This window comes from Paenibacillus rhizovicinus (assembly GCF_010365285.1).
GTDB lineage: Bacteria > Bacillota > Bacilli > Paenibacillales > Paenibacillaceae > Paenibacillus_Z > Paenibacillus_Z rhizovicinus.
On sequence record NZ_CP048286.1, the window covers coordinates 1,818,046 to 1,834,337 of the forward strand.

Consider the following 16,292-nt stretch of genomic DNA (forward strand, 5'->3'; position numbering starts at 1 on the left):
AAAATCCGCAATTCCCCCAAACTCTTTCACTGCGAACTGCATCCTTTGTCCTGATTGCTTTTGCTGATTGCTTGTTCCTCATTGCCTCTTCTTGAATGACCTCTTCTAGAATCGCTTCCTCTGGATCAACTGCTTCCCCTTAGTATTCCTTCTCCAGCGTCCGAAGCGCGTCCAGACCCCGTTCCGCCCACCGCTTCAGCCGGTCAAGCCCTTCGATTTCCGCAGCCAACGCGCGAGCGCGCGATTCCTTATAATCCGGTACTTCTCCGTAGAACGGTTCAATTTCGCCGAATAACACATTCGTCTTCTCCGTATAGCTGAGCGCCCGGCGCTCATGGAACATCGGCACATCCGGATTATACGGGTTGTGCAGATCGCCTTGTTCGGGATGCTTCAACACGGCCAGCACCTTCACCAGCGCCCGCGGCCCATTAATTTCCATTACCTCGCCTGCATAACGGCCTGTTTTATTCGTGAACGCTACTATTGCACCCAGTTCCGGTATTCTTCTCTGCTGCTCTTGCATGCTCATCGCTCCGTTCCCGATCCGATTTTTTCCGTTTTTGGCCTGATATGGCCATAACCGTCTGTGTTTTAGGATAAAATAACCGTGCAATCATACGCAAGTCTTAATTCCATCCTTGTGCTCGCCGTCTGCCCGTCGTAATATGATAAGAGAGTATTACGGCTGTACTGATAAGGTAAGAGAAGCAGGTGAGAATATGCATAAAAAACGAGTGCTGCTGCTTTCCGAGGGATTCGGCTCCGGGCATACGCAGGCTGCCTACGCGTTGGCCGTCGGCCTGCGGTCGCTCGATTCCTCCATCCAAACCCGCGTAATCGAACTGGGCAATTTTTTGAACCCGGTGCTCGGTCCGCTTATTGTGTCCGCATATCGGAGAACGGTTACGAAACAGCCCAAACTGCTCGGCAGGCTCTATCGCAGACAATATAAAAAATCGTTGAACCGTTTCACGCAGCTGGCGCTTCATCGCTTATTTTATACCCACACTTCGCAGGTGATCACGCAATTGAAGCCCGACCTGATCGTATGCACGCATCCGGTTCCGAACGCCGTTGTATCACGCTTAAAACGTCTCGGCCTGACGACGCCGCTCTATACGCTCATTACGGACTACGATGCGCATGGCACCTGGACAAGCTCCGAAGTGAACAAATATCTGGTTTCTACGAATGAAGTGAAGAACAAACTGTTGGAGCGCGGCATATCCGCCAGCCGGATTCAGGTAACCGGCATTCCCGTTCACCCGAACTTCTGGCAGACGCACGACAAATCCGAGCTGCAGGCGCAATTCGACTTGAAACCGATGCCAACGGTGCTTATCATGGGCGGCGGCTGGGGCATTATGTACAGCGACGACCTGCTCAGTTATATGACTCGCTGGCGCGACCGCGTTCAGCTCATCTACTGCGTCGGCAGCAACGAGAAAGTGCGCGAACGCATGCTCGCCGATCCCGTTTATCAGCATCCCAATATCAAGGTGCTCGGCTTCACGAAGGAAATCAACAAGCTGATGGACGTATCCGACCTGCTCATTACGAAGCCCGGCGGCATGACCTGCACGGAAGGCCTCAGCAAAGGAATCCCGATGCTGTTCTACGAACCGATCCCCGGCCAGGAAGAAGTCAATTGCGAATACTTCGTCGCAAGCGGCTTCGGCGAAATGCTGGAATCCAGGGATACGATCGACCGCTGGTTCGAGCTCATGCAAGAGCCTTACTCGTCGGTGAAGTTCCGCAACGATCTGCTCACGAAACGCAATCAGCAATACAATCCCATGGAATGCTCCCGAGTCGTCCTGCAGCTAATGCAGTGACGGCTTTTTTTCTGCCCATTCTGGACGCCCAGGTGCGCTATACCTATCGTATTTTTATATCATCCCAGTTCCTTATGACATTTGATCATGATAAATGGAAAAGCCGGTTTATTCTCCGCATTCTTATGCGGTTCAACGATTTCCGAACAGTCGATTTGTCCATATTTTCCAAACTCTTGATCGACCGATTCCGCATCATAGAAGAACATTTTCATGCCATCCATGATTTCGTAGTAGTCTTTCCCTAGTTGTTTCCCCTTGCCGTACATCGGAGCATCCTTCGAAATCGTCGTGAACACCATCGTTCCGCCTGGCTTCAGCTGATTGTAGCAAGCTTGAATGAACTTCTCTCGCTCATCCTTGTTCAATAAGTGAATCAGCGCATAACAGAATATACCGTCATACTGTTTGTCGTCGAAGGGCATATCCGATACCGAGCCGTGAAACACAGGATTCGCAAGCCCTGCTTTCCTTGCCAGATCAATCGCCGTTTGCGAAATCTCAATGCCTGTCACCCGAATTCCGTTGTCCATAAAAATCTTTGCGTTTCTGCCGTATCCGAAGCCGGGAATCAAGATATCTTTCACGTTCTTCGCAAGAAATAAATCTTTGATCAGGATGGCCGATTCCGAAGGCTCAAATCCCCACATCATCTGATTCTCGATAAAACTGGATTCCCAAATTTCCGTCATTCCCCGATCTCCTTTAGCGTTATAATGGCTGCGCTTGGCAAGCTCTCCGTACGAATTTTCATCCCCATTATAGAACGCAGGCTGGAAAAACTCAAAAAGCGCAACCGCCCCAAACCAGGGCAATCGCGCTTGTTCAATGATGCAATACTGCATTGGTGTACTACTAGTATAAGTTAATGCGAAGATGCTAGAATGGCGCGTCCTACAGCACGCTGCCTCCGAACAAGAACCGGTATTCCCACTGCGAGCCCGCGATCACGCTTGTCTTGACGCCGCCGGATGCCGTGGAGTAGGTGTGAAGGATTTGGCCGTCTCCCAAGTAAATGCCGACATGCGTAATGGTCTCCGCCGCTTTGTTCACGTTCGCGTACGCTGCTGCGCTGGTGCCCTTGGAATCCATGAAGAACATGAGATCCCCGCGCTTCAGCTGATGCCAGTCCGTCTTCACGCTGCCGAGATTGCGCACGTAATCGCCTTGTTTGCGCGAATCGGAAGGCAGTGTCAGGTTCGCTCCCTCGCGGTATGCGGTACGTACGAAATCCGAGCAGTCGAAGGTGGTCGTCGTGTTGCGATCGGAGCCGTACTCATAGGGCGTGCCCCAATATTTCATGCCCGCGGCGATGACGCGTTCGATGATCACGGCCTGATCCGAGCTTCCCGAATTGGATCCGCCCGTTCCGCCGGAAGCGTTGCCGCCGGAACTATTGCCGGTATTGTTGCCGGAAGGGATGCTGCCGGTCACCTTAATGTACTGGGTATCCGTGCTTACGTAGCCTTTGGTCCCGTCGGCAGCCGTAACCGCGTACCAGTAGCTGTTCGGCTGTCCCGTAATGGTGACCGTTTCGCCTTTGGACAAGTAACGAATCCGCGCGTTGTCGGTTGACGGGCCCGTGCGGAACGAGACGGAAGCGACGATCGTCGCATTGCCTGTCGCGGCGCCGGAACCGCCGGATGTGCTGCCGCCTGGCTGTGTGATCGTGCCGTTTACCGTTATGTATTGGGGATCCGAACTAACGTAACCTTTGGTGCCGTCGGCAGCCGTGACTGCATACCAGCTGCTGTTCGGCTGACCCGTGATGGTCACCTTCTCCCCTTTGGACAAATACCGGATACGCGCGTTATCCGTCGAAGGACCCGTGCGGAACGAGACCGAGGCCGCGATGGTCGCGCTGTTGGCCGCGGAGCTGCCGTTGCTGCCGCTCGCGACGATCTCGATATATTTATCGTCTGCGGAGATATAGCCGATCGCGCCGGTCACGTCTTGGACCTTGTACCAATACGCGTTCACTTGCTCCAATATGACAACCTGTTCGCCTTGCTTCAAATACTTGTACACGGTCGACGAAGTGGACGGAAGACTGCGGAAGCTGACGCTGGACTGAACTTGTCCTACGGTCTGCGAAGCTGTCGCAGCGGAAGCCGCTGCCAGAAGAAGCAGCGAAGCGCTCAGGACGAGGGTTGCTAGCAAAGCTGTACTCTTTTTCATACGCTCTCCCTTTCTCGATCAAGTGGTTTGGAAGGATTAATATCGGTTTGACGTCTTCATTGTACGGAACCGGTCCGAAACGCCATATCGACCGCCTGTCCCATTTGTCGAAACATGGAATAGTTAATTTGAACCATGTGCGGGATCTGTTCCCATCAAAAAAGACGCCCCCATCGGGACGTCTGAACCTGAAACGCGCATATTCGTTATGAATAACTCCTTTACAAACCATTAACCTGAAGTCCTACGACAAAGCCCAAAGTCCCATTCCCCAACGAACAATGCCGCAACATGTAAATAATACCAACTGTTCGCGTCCGCCTAGTTTTGTTCAAATTCCTCGTACAGTTCGGGTAACGGCCCTTCGGTCTGGCCCTTCTTCATCAGATTCATCAAGGTGTCATAGCGGTTCGGGGAATCGATTACGGACTGGTATTCCTGCTTTCCGATCGAAGAGAAAATGGCTACATCGCCTGTATGATAGTACAGATACAAGGATGATTCATCTTCATTGTACGAGCAGAATGCGATTTGCTTGGACTCCACGGGTACCAGCATTGTAAACGCCTCCCATTAAGTTAATCGTTCATTTACATGGACATTATTATATATATCCCGATATTACCCATATCAGCACTCGTTCGAAACAGGGGGCGGCAGAAAAAAAACAGCCTCGGTTCGCATCGCGGGAAGCGCGCGTCCAAGACTGCTCGTTTAAGATGAAAGAATGGCGTTCTTTACGTTAGGAGGCCGATGATTGCGATTAATAAACCTCTTCGGCAGCCGAGCCGCTGTTCAGGCCCGCTCCGCAGGAAACGCAAAACTTCGCGTTCAGTTCGTTCTCCGTATGGCATTGATTGCAAATCACGACGATTTCGCCGACGGTCGTATGCGCGGCTTTCGGCTCTTCGGCCAGCGAAGCGCCGCAGTCCGGACAGAAACGCGTTTCGAGCGTGACGACCTTGCCGCATGTGCAGGTTTTCTCGTTGCGGGTTAATTTGATCCGTTCTTCGAGCAGCTTGATTTCCGTATGCAGCTCATCCGCTTGATGGCAGCATTCCATGACTTCCTGCTCCGTGGATGCGATATCTCCCGCCTGATGACCGCGGTACACCGCTGCGCCGATTTGGGCGCAAAGCCGCTCGATATCCTTCTCTTTGCCGGAAATTTGCGCTTTCATCTTGGTGATCTCGACGGTCTGCTGCGCTTTCTTCGCTGCATCCGACGCCCCCTGCTTGACTTTATCGAAAAAGGACATAAAAAATCGACTCCTTTATAATTTCGTCTAGCTTTGTCGCTTTCGCTTATTTTACCACAACCGGCGCACTGATTCACGTCCGTTAAACGAAAGCCCGGCAATCCCCGATTAGCCGTTCCCTTCCTATCGTATGAGGGCAGCCGGAGAGCAAGAACTACGAAAAGAGACCGTACTCGGCGGGAGTACGGTCTCTTGTCCAGTCATTATTCAGCAAAATTATTCAGCCGGGTACATGCGCTCGCGCAGCGCTTTGACTTCCGCGCTCTCGAGGTACTCGTCGTACGTCATAATCCGGTCGATAATGCCGTTCGGCGTAATTTCGATAATGCGGTTCGCGATCGTCTGCACGAACTGATGGTCATGCGAGGTGAAGATCAGCGTGCCGTCGAAATCGATCAATCCGTTGTTGAGCGCGGTGATGGATTCCAAGTCCAAGTGGTTGGTCGGTTCGTCCATCAGCAGCACGTTCGAGCCGGACAGCATCATTTTGGACAGCATGCAGCGTACTTTCTCGCCCCCGGACAGGACGCTTGCTTTCTTCAGCGCTTCGTCGCCGGAGAAGAGCATCCGGCCAAGGAAGCCGCGGATGAAGCTTTCGTCTTGATCCTTGGAGTATTGGCGCAGCCAGTCGACCAGGTTCAATTCCACGCCGTCGAAGTATTCCGCGTTATCTTTCGGGAAATAAGCTTGCGTCGTCGTAATGCCCCATTGGTACGTGCCGGCATCCGCTTCGACTTCGCCCATGAGCAGTTGGAACAAGAGCGACTTCGGCAGCGTGTTCGGACCGACGAGGGCGATTTTGTCGCCTTTGTTGATCGCGATCGTCAAGTTGTCGATCAGCTTCGTGCCGTCGATCGCCTTCGTCAAACCGTCCGTCAGGAGCAGCTGTTTGCCTGCTTCGCGTTCCGGCTTGAAGTGGATGAACGGATATTTCCGGTTCGACGGACGAATGTCGTCGAGCGAAATTTTATCAAGCAGCTTCTTACGGGAAGTCGCCTGCTTGGATTTGGATTTGTTGGCGCTGAAGCGCTGAATGAACGCTTGCAGTTCCTTGATCTTGTCTTCCTTCTTCTTGTTGTTGTCGCGCATCAGCGTGAGTGCCAGCTGGCTGGACTCGTACCAGAAGTCGTAGTTACCGACGTACATCTGGATTTTGCCGAAATCGATATCGGCGATATGCGTACAAACTTGGTTCAAGAAGTGACGGTCATGGGATACTACGATAACGGTGCCTTCGTAGCTGCCGAGGAAGTTCTCGAGCCATTCGATCGACTGCATGTCGAGATGGTTGGTAGGCTCATCGAGGAGCAGGATCTGCGGATTGCCGAACAACGCTTGCGCCAGCAATACGCGAACCTTCTCGTTACCGGAGAGCTCAGCCATCTGCTTGTCGTGCAGTTCAGGAGGAATGCCGAGGCCGTTCAGCATGCCTGCCGCTTCGGATTCCGCTTCCCAGCCGTTCATGTCGGCGAATTCCGCTTCCAGCTCGCCTGCGCGCATGCCGTCTTCGTCCGTGAATTCCGCTTTCGCGTAGATCGCGTCTTTCTCTTTCATCACTTCATACAGCTTCTTGTGGCCCATGATGACCGTCTCGAGCACGAGGAAGTTATCGTATTCGTAATGGTTCTGTTTCAGAACCGCGATGCGCTCGCCCGGCGTGATATGCACTTCGCCGTGAGACTGCTCGACTTCGCCGGACAAAATCTTCAGAAACGTCGATTTGCCCGCGCCGTTCGCGCCGATCAGGCCGTAGCAGTTGCCCGGGTTGAACTTGATATTAACATCTTCGAATAACGCACGTTTGCCGTATCGAAGCGTGATGCCGCTTGTACTGATCATTCAGGTATCCCGTCCTTCGCTAATAATGTTACTCATCACACCATTATAGCACATAACCATTGGGCGATGCTCACTTCTTTAGCTGCCAAGTCTCCCCGTGCGGCAAAATCCGTACGGTTTCCGCGGTAAGCCGCAGCCGGTTCATCTCCGCTTCCAACCGGTCGAGCGCTTCGCGCGGCGTATCGTCCGCCAGCTTGTAGGAGCCGTAATGCATCGGCACGAAGCAGCGCGCGCCCGTATCGCGGAACGCCTTGAGCGCCTCCTCCGGCGTTACGTGCTGCGGCCCCATGAACCATTCCGGATCGTACGCGCCGATCGGCATGAGCGCCACGTCGATGTCCGGGAATCGCATCCCGATCTGCTTAAATCCGTCGAAATACCCGCTATCTCCCGCAAAATATACGGTCGGCGCATCCTTGCACTCGATGACAAACCCGCCCCAGAGCGAGGAGTTCGTATCGACCAGCGTTCTTCTCGTCCAGTGCTGCGCCGGAACGAAGGTGAATTTCACGCCGCTTACCTCGGCCGACTGCCACCAGTCCAGCTCGATGATGGACGAGAAGCCTTTGCGGCGGAGCTTGTCGGCCAGGCCGACGGGCACGATCAGCACTTTGCTGCCGGTCAGCTGCTTCAGGGAAGCGATGTTCAAGTGATCGTAATGCGAATGCGAGATGAGAATGACGTCGACCGGCGGAACGTCGGCCGCGCTGATCCCCGGGCGCGTCAGCCGTCTATGGAATGCCAGTTTCTCCGCCCATATCGGATCGGTGATGATATTCAGTCCGGCGAGCTGCATGAAGAACGTGGAATGGCCGACCCACGTCAACGTTGGCTCGGTTGAATTGCCGTGCAGGTATACGAGGTCCGGGTCGACGAAGGGCACTTGGTACGAATAGTCTTTGTCTTTCATTTTGCCGCCGCGCTGTCTGCGCCATTGTCTGACTTCCCGGAATGTTTTAGGTACGGCAGCAGGGTCTGAATTGGTGTAGCGCATCTCTCACATCTCCCATTTGTTGGCTGGCTTCCTGGTGCTCTTCTCGTCAATGGGGGAGTTCCGGCACCGGAGCGCTCTCTCTTCTCTTTCAAAGATACCAATCTTAAATCTATTAATCAAACGGCAAGGGGGGCGGAAAAGTCACGGAATGTGAACGGGAGGCGAAACATTTGGGGGAATGGGGGAATGGGGGATTGCGGGATTGGGGGATTGGGGGATTGAGGGAGTAAGGCTGACTCGGCGGTCGGGGGAATCGCGCGATTGCAGGAGTAGAGCTGGCGGGGTGGTTGGGGGAATGGCGGGATTGTGGGAGTATGGCTGGCATTCTTGGACCTTCAGTTTGTAAGAGTTCTCCCGGCTAGCATGCCTTATGCCCGCTTGCCGCTTGCCTCGTAACCACCTCAGACCTCATACCATATGCCTCTTGCCTCGTGCTTCATGCCTCATGCTTCTTGCTTCGTGCCTCATACTTCTTGCCTCATACCCTATACCACCGCTGGCCACGTTTGCTGACTTGTAGTGTACGGGGTGCAGCTCTTTCTCGTTTTTCGCTGCGTTTTCGAGTATGTAGTGTACGGGGTGCAGCTCATTTGGTTCATCCGCGGTTTGTGAATCGCCTGCCGGATGGTTTACACTGGAAAGGCATGCATGTCTGTGATACGGAGGTATATCTGATGAAATTGATTGGCATTGAACCTACGCCAAGTCCGAATACGATGAAGCTGAACGTGGACGAGAAGCTTGCGCCCAATCAGCGTTTGAGCTATGCGCCCGCAGATGCTTCGGGCGCGCCGGAACCGCTGCGCAGCCTGCTTGCCATTGAAGGCGTGCGGGGACTGTTCCGCACGGCGGATTTTATCGCGCTCGACCGGAAGCCGGGGGCGGACTGGGAGCGCATTTTGACCGCGGCGCGGGCGCTGCTGCAGAGCGGCGAGGCCGGCGGAGCCGGTAATGTCGGCGGGCCCGGCGCTGCCGATGCTTTCGGCGAAGCCCACGCGTTCGTGCAGCTGTATCGGGGGATCCCGATGCAGGTGCGCGTGCGCACGCCGGGCGGCGAGTCGCGCGCCGCGATGCCCGCGGCATTCACGGAGGCGGTCACCCGCGCGGCCGCCGCTTCCATGATCCGCGAGCGGAAGCTGGAGGAGCTCGGCGTTCGATACGGTGAGCCCGAGGAAATTGCCGCGGAGCTCGTGCGCGAGCTGGAAGCCGCCTATCCGCAGGAGCGGCTGGAAGTGCTCGTCGAGGCGGCGCTCGCGCTCGGCGCCTCGGCAGAGGGCGAAGCCCCGCCGGCCGTGCGCCCGGCGCCGCTGACGGCAGCGCAGCTAACGGAGCGGCTGGCGGACGCGGACTGGTCCGTCCGCTACGAGGCGCTGAACCGCACGGCGCCGACGCCGGAGATGCTGCCGCTGCTCGCTCAGGCCATTGCCGACGACAACGCCTCCATCCGGCGGCTGGCCGTCGTCTACCTCGGCGAGCTGCGCCTGCCGGAGTCGATGCCGCTGCTGTTCGCTGCGCTGCGTGACGCCTCGGCATCCGTCCGGCGTACCGCCGGCGACACCTTGTCCGATCTCGGCGACCCCGCCGCCGTCGGACCGATGATCGAAGCGCTCCGAGACCGCAACAAGCTGGTCCGCTGGCGCGCCGCGCGCTTCCTCTACGAGGCCGGCGACGATACGGCCGTCGAGGCGCTTGAACAAGCCGCGTCTGACCCGGAATACGAGGTCAGCCTGCAGGCCCGCATCGCGCTGGAACGCATCCAGCGCGGCGAAGAAGCAGCCGGATCCGTCTGGCAGCAGATGACGCGCAGCCGCGAAGGCGGCGATGGAGGGACCGTCGAGTAGTTCCTACTCGGTATCAATGGCGACGGCGTGAATGCTGGCGCGCAACCGTCCTCGGCAGCAAAAACAATGGTATGGATGGCGGCGGCGAACACGGCAAGCGGCCCGGGCCTCATCTGCAGCGAAGCCTACGGCATGAATTGGGGCGACTAACGCGGCGAGTGGTCCTCATCCGCAGCAAAGTCGAAGTTCTTCTCCCCTATCCGAGGCACGATGTAACATTCTAACGAATCGTACGCACCTTAATCGGCCAAATAGAGTTCTTTGTAAAATGTAACGAATCTAGGACACCTTATATTAGTGAAATCGGTGAAAAAGCCTAGAAATCGGCTCATTTCTGCCAAATAGCGCTGCTAGGGTTCGTTAACTTGCAAAAGTTGCCTAAAACGGCCCAATAGCGTGCATTCGATTCGTTAGCGTGGACGGTCAGCCAGATCGGTCAGTCAGACGGCCAGCCAGCAATCAACAGTAGTCTAACGTGATGAGGTATCGTGTTTCCGCGGCACTATCGGCGTCGGGCGCCAACGTTTCATATCTGCGCTGTTGCCCGCTTCCGCAATGCGACGATTCGGCGAGTATGCGCAGCAAAGACAGCATTGGCACGAGCGCGTCACGATTGCATCGCGCTTAAATTGCCGACCTCCACCGCAGCGCATAATACAACGCAAACGCAGGCATTTGCTTTGGCCTCTGCTTTGCAGCCTCTGCACGGCAGCCTCCTGCCGAGCTCGAATATCGCAAAAAGACGCTTCCAATCCCACGCACAAGTGGTTTTGGAAGCGTCTTTGTTTTCCAGTTCCAGCGCTAAACCGAGCACTCCACCCGGAACGCAGCCTGATCCTGCTCATGCACCGTGCCGTCCGGAAGAACGACGACGACCGGCACGCCTGCCGGAACCTCCGCGTCCAGCACGAATTTGCTGCCCGCGATTACCCAGCGAACGCGCACTTCGCCTTGCAGCGTCGGAACGACGCCCTCGGCCCAGGTCTGTCCCGCAGGTTTCGGCTCGATGCGGATCGACGCGAAACCCGGCCGGGCCGGTTTCACCCCGAGCGTCTCCGCCGGGTATTCGTACAGCGGGAGCGAGCTCCACGCATGGTTGTCGCTGCGCTGATGCACCGGATCCTCCACCCATGCGGTAAGCCCGAGGGCGATCTGATCTTTCCATACCTGCCACAGCTGCTCGGTCCGGCCGTAGCGTCCCGCTTTCGCGAGCGCGCGGAACAAGAAGTGGCTCATGGAGAAGGAAGCCGCCGCCAAGTCCGTACGCGCCAGCATGCGATCCATCAACTCGCCCGCCGCTTCGCCTTCCACGGCTCCGGAGAGCACCGCCCACAGCTGCGAATGCTGACTGAACATGGCAACGGAAGGGCCGTCGCGGAACAAACCGCTTTCCTCGTCGTAGCAAGCGGCGAGCACCGCTTCGTTCACGGCTTGCGCGCGTGCCCGGTATTCGGCCGCCGTGTCGGTGCGGCCTGCCGATTCGTTCAGAACGGCGCCTTGCTGGAGCGTCATGGCATACATCAGATTATAGGCGGTCAGCGCACCGTGCATTCTAGCCGGCGGAGCGCCCGCCGTCGGATGCCAGGCTTCCACCCAGTCGACGAATGCCCAATACGGCTCGGGAATGTAACCGACCAGCCCGTCCTCCACCAAGCGATCGAACCAGCCGAGAACGGCATCGATCGTCGGCAAATACCGGCGGACCATCGCCGCATCGCCGAAATGCGCATAATGATCGTGCACCATTTGAACCCAATACAGCGCAAAACCCGGAATAACCTGGCGGTCCACGGACGGATAACGGCTTTGCAGCATGCCGGACGGAATCAGCGAGCTGTGGAAATCATAAATCGTTTTACGTGCCAGACGGTCGTCCCCGCTGACCGAATACGTGAACAGCGCCTGCGATTTCGCATCCATGATGTACTGCATTTGCTCGTAGTACGGCGTATCCTCGTACGTGTCCTGCATGCAGTTGCGCAGCGTGTTCAAGCTGATGCGCCACATATCGTCCGTGAGCGGATCGGACGTGCGAACGCCGCCGAGCTCCTGCAGCGGGTAACTCGTTGCGCGCCAGCGCAAACTCGCGAGCGTGAGCGGCTCATCGCCTGCCTTCAGCACGGCCCGGACGAAGCGGAATGCGCGGCGGCCCATCGGCTCATACGTTTCCGGCTTGCCTGGACGTCCCCAGCCCGCAGGGCTGTAACGGTCCTCGTTGCCGATCAGGATTTTGCCTTCGGGATCGTCGCGGACCGTTTTCTTCTGCCCGCCATGCTCTTCGGGATGTTCGTATTCATAGGCTTCCGCATAGAGGAGATCGATCTGTCCCCCGCCGCCTTCGAATACGTCCAGCTGCACATACCCCGTCGTGAGCAAGCCGGCATCCAGCTCCAGCCAGACGGATTCGCCCGGATTCAAGCGCAGCGGGAAGATCGCATTCACGTCCGCATCCCCCTTGATGCCGGATGCGCGCATGATGCGCGTGAACGAGCGCTCCGTCTCCCGCAGCTCCGGGATCGGCCGCGGCTTCAGCTGCCACGGAAGAAGCTGGCCCCAGAAACGGTCCAGCGGCTCGATCGGCCTGCCGCAAACGCCCCATGAAGAATCGTCGAATTCGGCCTGGCGCCAGTCAGCCGGAATCAGGCTGCCCTGCACCTCTTCCGTACCGCCCACGAACAGCGTCTGCGTCTCTCTCTGAATGTGGACCGCAGCGCTGCCCGTCATCAGCCACGAGCCGTCGGTATCGAGCTTCTCCAGCACCTCGCCGTTCTTGTCTTGCAGATTGCCCTGCAGCCACAAGCCGCCGATATCCGAACGCCATTCGGACATCGGACCGCCCTCCGACGGGCCGCCGACCAGAATACGGGGATAGTGAACCACTTCCACCGCAATGACGTTGCTGCCTTCGCGCAGGAAAGGCACGAGATCGATCGTATCGTAATATTGGCTGAAATCATCGCCCTTGCAAGGCCCGCGCAGCACGAAAGTACCGTTCACGTAAAGACGGTATTTGCTGTCTGCCGTTACTTCCACCCTCAGTTTCGACTCGGCGGGATTGGCGACAAGGAATGATTTTCTGAAGAAGGTGCGTTGTTGCTTGCGTGCAGATCCGTTATTGCTGTCGCCGCTTGGCCAAATCCAGGCAGCCGTCCATGTATGCCGGTGCTCCATCGTCGTTTTCCCTCCGCGTATGGTCATGTAAACGCTTGACATTCTCATTATAGAGAGATAAAACGAAGGGAAGAGAGATTATCGAATCATTCATGGGGCATATCGGTTCAGAATGAGTGGAGTGGGAGGCCGCACGCATGACGGAGGAAACCAAGTTTACGCAAGCGCAGTTTATTCATCCGGAGGAACGAATCCGCATTCACCATTTGAACAACGACATCTATCAATCGGTCAGCTGGCATAAGCATGATTTCGTCGAGCTGTTCTATGTCCGTTCCGGCAAAGCGGTGCACCGGCTGAACGAGAAGACGTTTCGTGCGGGGGCCGGGGATGTGTTCGTTATTCAAGCCGGGGACATGCATGCGTTCGAGCCGATCACGCCGCATTTTGAGTGGATCGACTGCATGTTCATGCCTGCCTTCATCGATTACGACGTCCGCACGTTGCTTTCGAGCCGCAAATATTTTGCCAGCGACGGGATGGAAATCGAATATCTGATGCAGACGATGCTGCGGGAATACGAGGACAAGAAACCGGCTTATCTCACCAAGCTCCGGGGATATCTGCTCGCGCTGCTGGCTGAACTGGGCCGTCAAGGCGAACAGGACGAGGGAGTCGACTACGTCAAACGAAAAAAAACGCGGCTTCTGCAGGAGGCGATCGAGTACGTCCACCTGCATTACCGCGATAAAATCAAACTCGACGATGCGGCCGGGAAGCTCGGCATCAGCCGCAGTTCCCTGAACCGCTTGTTCCGGAGCCAGCTGCACGACAGCTTCGCCGGGTTCGTCAACGCCTATCGGCTGGAGCAATGCAGCAGCCTTCTTCGGTCCGGCGATGCGCCGATCCGGGATGCGGCGCTGGAATGCGGCTTCGTGGACGGGAAACATTTCCGCACCCAGTTTCGCAGGCGCTTCGGCATGACGCCTGGCGAATTTCGGAAGGCGGCCATATCCGGCGATGGCGGGACGACAATGCTTGCTGAGACGGATTATGGCCCGCAGCAGCCGCTGGCGATTCCACGGTAGCGCCCTCTTGCCCTCGCGAGCGAGACGGCTCCGAGCCGTCACCCCGCTGCCGGATACGGCTTCGTCCACCGGTGATCCTGCTTCATTTGCGCATCTGTTTTCAGAAAATACGCATAGCTCGTTTGGCCCGCGCGGTCGGGCACGGGATCGTCCCAGGTTGCGTCCATGTGGTACCACCGGCCGTTCACTTTGACCAGATTCCATACATGACTGCCGGAATCTACGCTGCCCTCGACGATTCTCGTCTCGAAACCCGCCAGCTCCAGCATCCGGAAAGCCAGCAGCGAATACCCTTGGCATACCGCCGTTCCCGAGGTCAGCGCATCGTATGCGGTGTAGTGCTCCAGGTTCGTATCGTAAGCGACATGGGTGACGATCCAGTCATGGATGGCCCTCGCTTGCTGCTGCTCGCCTACGGCATCCTTCAATATACCCGGCAGCAGTTCTCGTATCTTCCCGTCTACGACCGCCATTTCTTCCGCGGATTCACGGTACGTGACCGACAGATTGATCTTGGCCGCTCCGTTCCATGTGCGAATGGTGTACAGATACGCATCCACGTTGTAAGCCGCGTAATCGTCCTCGGCAAAAACTTCCCGAAGCAGCGAGCCGATTTGCGCCGACAGCTCTTGGCGGTCGCCGACGTAATCGAAGCTGATATCGGTCTTCCGCTCTTCCAGCTGCGTGAAGATCGACGCGCGCAGCTGGTCCAGCGTCTGTTCGGAGGACGCCATGCCGATGCCGTAGAATTGCGAGCCCAGTCCGGTAATCAGGATCGCGGCGATTCCGAGTCTAATCAGCCACCTCAACATGCGTCCCCCTCCTTGCTTCCGGTTTCCATATCTTCTTGTTATTATACCCAGAATATGTGGGGCTTGAACATGTTATTCGCTATTCGTCTTCTGGCTGCTGCGAGCGGTCCGCGAGCGCCAAATCCGGCTGCAACGCAAAGAAAGGATACCCTTCGCATGGGCATCCTTCGTACACTGGCCTATAGGCTATCGCTGCAACCTTCCACTCATTGAATCGGCAACTCCTCGACCGCACCCGCCGAAGGCCGTTTCTCCCAGACCTTGCTTGGCGCTTCGCGTCGCAGCACGGGTGCCACCTCTTCCGCGAACCACGCCAGCTGCTCCCGTTGCTCGTCTTCGGTCAAGCCGTCCACGCTGATGCTGAGCACGCCATTTCCGAAAGCCTCGCGATAGGCCAGGATTTTCTCGATGACGCTCTCCGGGCTGCCGATCAAAGCCGGTCCGTTCGCAATCGCATCCTCCAGATCCCGGAACGGCGACTGGTTATGCTGCGCGGCCGCGGTCGCCTGCATCGCTTCATAATAGGGGCGGAACCTCCGCAGCGCCTCCTCCGGCGTTCGGGCAATATACAAACTGCCGGAGCCGGCCCCGACGACGGCATCCTTGGGATCGCGTCCGTAATGAGCCCAGCGCTCGCGGTAATGATCGATCAACGCTTTGTACTTCGCCATCGGGTGAAAAGCGTTCGAAGAGAAGATCGGCTCCCCATACTTGGCCGCCAGTTCGGTCGATAGCGTGCTCGATGCGCTGCCATGCCAGACCGGGATCGGCTGCTGCAGCGGTCTTGGCTGCGTCGTAACGCCGGCAAGCTTCGGCCGGAAGCGCCCTTCCCAGCTCACGTTCTCCTCGTCCCATAATCTTCGGAGCAGCCCGTAGCGTTCCGCCAGCGACTCCCACTGATCCTCTTCGGCGATTCCGAAGAGCGGGTAGTGGCGGGGATCGTTTCCTTTGCCGATTACCAGTTCGAGCCGTCCTCTGGACAAGTGGTCCAGCGTCGCATAGTCCTCCGCCACGCGAACGGGATCGAGCACGCTTAGTACCGTGACGGTCGTCAGCAGCCGAATCCGCGAGGTACTGGCGGCGATAGCAGCCAGCATGACCGGTGGCGACGAAGACAGAAACGGGGCACCGTGGCGCTCGCCGATGCCGTAAGCGTCAAACCCGAGCGACTCCGTCAGAATCGCCTGCCGCAGAACATTGCTGATTTTCGCTAGAGGGGTCAGCGATTCCCCCGTTACCGCGTTCGGCATATTCATGATTAGGCTGAACACCGCGATTTTCAAGCCGCCCGCCTCCTTACCGCATGATCTCTCTCGTACATGGGTTGTTGTAA

Annotated in this window: 13 protein-coding genes; 3 read left to right on the forward strand and 10 right to left on the reverse strand. The window is 56.9% G+C overall.

Translation table 11 applies throughout. The features are described 5' to 3' along the window. Nucleotides 1-139: 139 nt before the first annotated feature. Nucleotides 140-526 carry a sporulation phosphorelay system protein KapB gene (gene kapB / locus GZH47_RS08430; RefSeq protein ID WP_162639684.1) on the reverse strand — a complete coding sequence of 129 codons (387 nt, stop codon included), beginning with the start codon at nucleotides 524-526 and terminating at the stop codon, nucleotides 140-142. 196 nt (nucleotides 527-722) lie between these two features. On the opposite strand from kapB, the gene GZH47_RS08435 reads away from it, so the two are divergent. Beyond that, nucleotides 723-1,838, forward strand: a complete 1,116-nt coding sequence (locus GZH47_RS08435; protein WP_162639685.1) for an MGDG synthase family glycosyltransferase — start codon at nucleotides 723-725, stop codon at nucleotides 1,836-1,838. 59 nt (nucleotides 1,839-1,897) lie between these two features. Here the strand turns inward: GZH47_RS08435 and GZH47_RS08440 are convergent, their stop codons facing one another. The 6 genes from GZH47_RS08440 to GZH47_RS08465 form a co-directional block, all read right to left on the reverse strand. Next, entirely contained in the window at nucleotides 1,898-2,530 is a 633-nt protein-coding gene (locus GZH47_RS08440) for a class I SAM-dependent methyltransferase (RefSeq protein ID WP_162639686.1), read from the reverse strand. A 202-nt stretch (nucleotides 2,531-2,732) separates the two neighbouring features. Beyond that, complete coding sequence (locus tag GZH47_RS08445; protein ID WP_162639687.1) at nucleotides 2,733-4,016, reverse strand: C40 family peptidase; 1,284 nt, start codon at nucleotides 4,014-4,016, stop codon at nucleotides 2,733-2,735. Between the two features lie 321 nt (nucleotides 4,017-4,337). Continuing rightward, complete coding sequence (locus tag GZH47_RS08450) at nucleotides 4,338-4,574, reverse strand: hypothetical protein (RefSeq protein ID WP_162639688.1); 237 nt, start codon at nucleotides 4,572-4,574, stop codon at nucleotides 4,338-4,340. Nucleotides 4,575-4,779: 205 nt separating this feature from the next. Further along, on the reverse strand, nucleotides 4,780-5,274 hold the full coding sequence (locus tag GZH47_RS08455; protein WP_162639689.1) for a zinc-ribbon domain-containing protein: 495 nt from the start codon (nucleotides 5,272-5,274) through the stop codon (nucleotides 4,780-4,782). A 216-nt stretch (nucleotides 5,275-5,490) separates the two neighbouring features. Next, nucleotides 5,491-7,113, reverse strand: a complete 1,623-nt coding sequence (locus GZH47_RS08460; RefSeq protein WP_162639690.1) for an ABC-F family ATP-binding cassette domain-containing protein — start codon at nucleotides 7,111-7,113, stop codon at nucleotides 5,491-5,493. A 70-nt stretch (nucleotides 7,114-7,183) separates the two neighbouring features. Continuing rightward, nucleotides 7,184-8,107: an MBL fold metallo-hydrolase gene (locus tag GZH47_RS08465; protein WP_162639691.1), complete on the reverse strand. Its 924-nt coding sequence runs from the start codon at nucleotides 8,105-8,107 to the stop codon at nucleotides 7,184-7,186. Between the two features lie 674 nt (nucleotides 8,108-8,781). On the opposite strand from GZH47_RS08465, the gene GZH47_RS08470 reads away from it, so the two are divergent. Beyond that, nucleotides 8,782-9,948 carry a conserved virulence factor C family protein gene (locus GZH47_RS08470; RefSeq protein ID WP_162639692.1) on the forward strand — a complete coding sequence of 389 codons (1,167 nt, stop codon included), beginning with the start codon at nucleotides 8,782-8,784 and terminating at the stop codon, nucleotides 9,946-9,948. Nucleotides 9,949-10,749: 801 nt separating this feature from the next. Here GZH47_RS08470 and GZH47_RS08475 read toward each other — a convergent pair. Continuing rightward, a complete protein-coding gene (locus GZH47_RS08475; RefSeq protein WP_162639693.1) occupies nucleotides 10,750-13,119 on the reverse strand; it encodes an alpha-L-rhamnosidase-related protein in 2,370 nt (789 codons plus the stop codon). Nucleotides 13,120-13,256: 137 nt separating this feature from the next. Here GZH47_RS08475 and GZH47_RS08480 point away from each other — a divergent pair, with 137 nt between their 5' ends. After that, nucleotides 13,257-14,147, forward strand: coding sequence for an AraC family transcriptional regulator (locus tag GZH47_RS08480; protein ID WP_162639694.1), 891 nt, complete (start codon nucleotides 13,257-13,259; stop codon nucleotides 14,145-14,147). A 38-nt stretch (nucleotides 14,148-14,185) separates the two neighbouring features. Here GZH47_RS08480 and GZH47_RS08485 read toward each other — a convergent pair whose 3' ends face one another. Together GZH47_RS08485 and GZH47_RS08490 are read right to left on the reverse strand one after the other, a co-directional pair. Further along, nucleotides 14,186-14,959, reverse strand: a complete 774-nt coding sequence (locus GZH47_RS08485) for a transglutaminase domain-containing protein (RefSeq protein ID WP_162639695.1) — start codon at nucleotides 14,957-14,959, stop codon at nucleotides 14,186-14,188. A 206-nt stretch (nucleotides 14,960-15,165) separates the two neighbouring features. After that, complete coding sequence (locus GZH47_RS08490) at nucleotides 15,166-16,242, reverse strand: LLM class flavin-dependent oxidoreductase (protein ID WP_162639696.1); 1,077 nt, start codon at nucleotides 16,240-16,242, stop codon at nucleotides 15,166-15,168. Nucleotides 16,243-16,292: the final 50 nt, after the last annotated feature.

Excerpts from the sequence above, each read along its gene's own strand:
- kapB (WP_162639684.1), bottom strand. The coding sequence starts at position 526 with ATGCAAGAGCAGCAGAGAAGAATACCGGAACTGGGTGCAATAGTAGCG.
- GZH47_RS08435 (WP_162639685.1), top strand. The coding sequence starts at position 723 with ATGCATAAAAAACGAGTGCTGCTGCTTTCCGAGGGATTCGGCTCCGGG.
- GZH47_RS08440 (WP_162639686.1), bottom strand. The coding sequence starts at position 2,530 with ATGACGGAAATTTGGGAATCCAGTTTTATCGAGAATCAGATGATGTGG.
- GZH47_RS08445 (WP_162639687.1), bottom strand. The coding sequence starts at position 4,016 with ATGAAAAAGAGTACAGCTTTGCTAGCAACCCTCGTCCTGAGCGCTTCG.
- GZH47_RS08450 (WP_162639688.1), bottom strand. The coding sequence starts at position 4,574 with ATGCTGGTACCCGTGGAGTCCAAGCAAATCGCATTCTGCTCGTACAAT.
- GZH47_RS08455 (WP_162639689.1), bottom strand. The coding sequence starts at position 5,274 with ATGTCCTTTTTCGATAAAGTCAAGCAGGGGGCGTCGGATGCAGCGAAG.
- GZH47_RS08460 (WP_162639690.1), bottom strand. The coding sequence starts at position 7,113 with ATGATCAGTACAAGCGGCATCACGCTTCGATACGGCAAACGTGCGTTA.
- GZH47_RS08465 (WP_162639691.1), bottom strand. The coding sequence starts at position 8,107 with ATGCGCTACACCAATTCAGACCCTGCTGCCGTACCTAAAACATTCCGG.
- GZH47_RS08470 (WP_162639692.1), top strand. The coding sequence starts at position 8,782 with ATGAAATTGATTGGCATTGAACCTACGCCAAGTCCGAATACGATGAAG.
- GZH47_RS08475 (WP_162639693.1), bottom strand. The coding sequence starts at position 13,119 with ATGGAGCACCGGCATACATGGACGGCTGCCTGGATTTGGCCAAGCGGC.
- GZH47_RS08480 (WP_162639694.1), top strand. The coding sequence starts at position 13,257 with ATGACGGAGGAAACCAAGTTTACGCAAGCGCAGTTTATTCATCCGGAG.
- GZH47_RS08485 (WP_162639695.1), bottom strand. The coding sequence starts at position 14,959 with ATGTTGAGGTGGCTGATTAGACTCGGAATCGCCGCGATCCTGATTACC.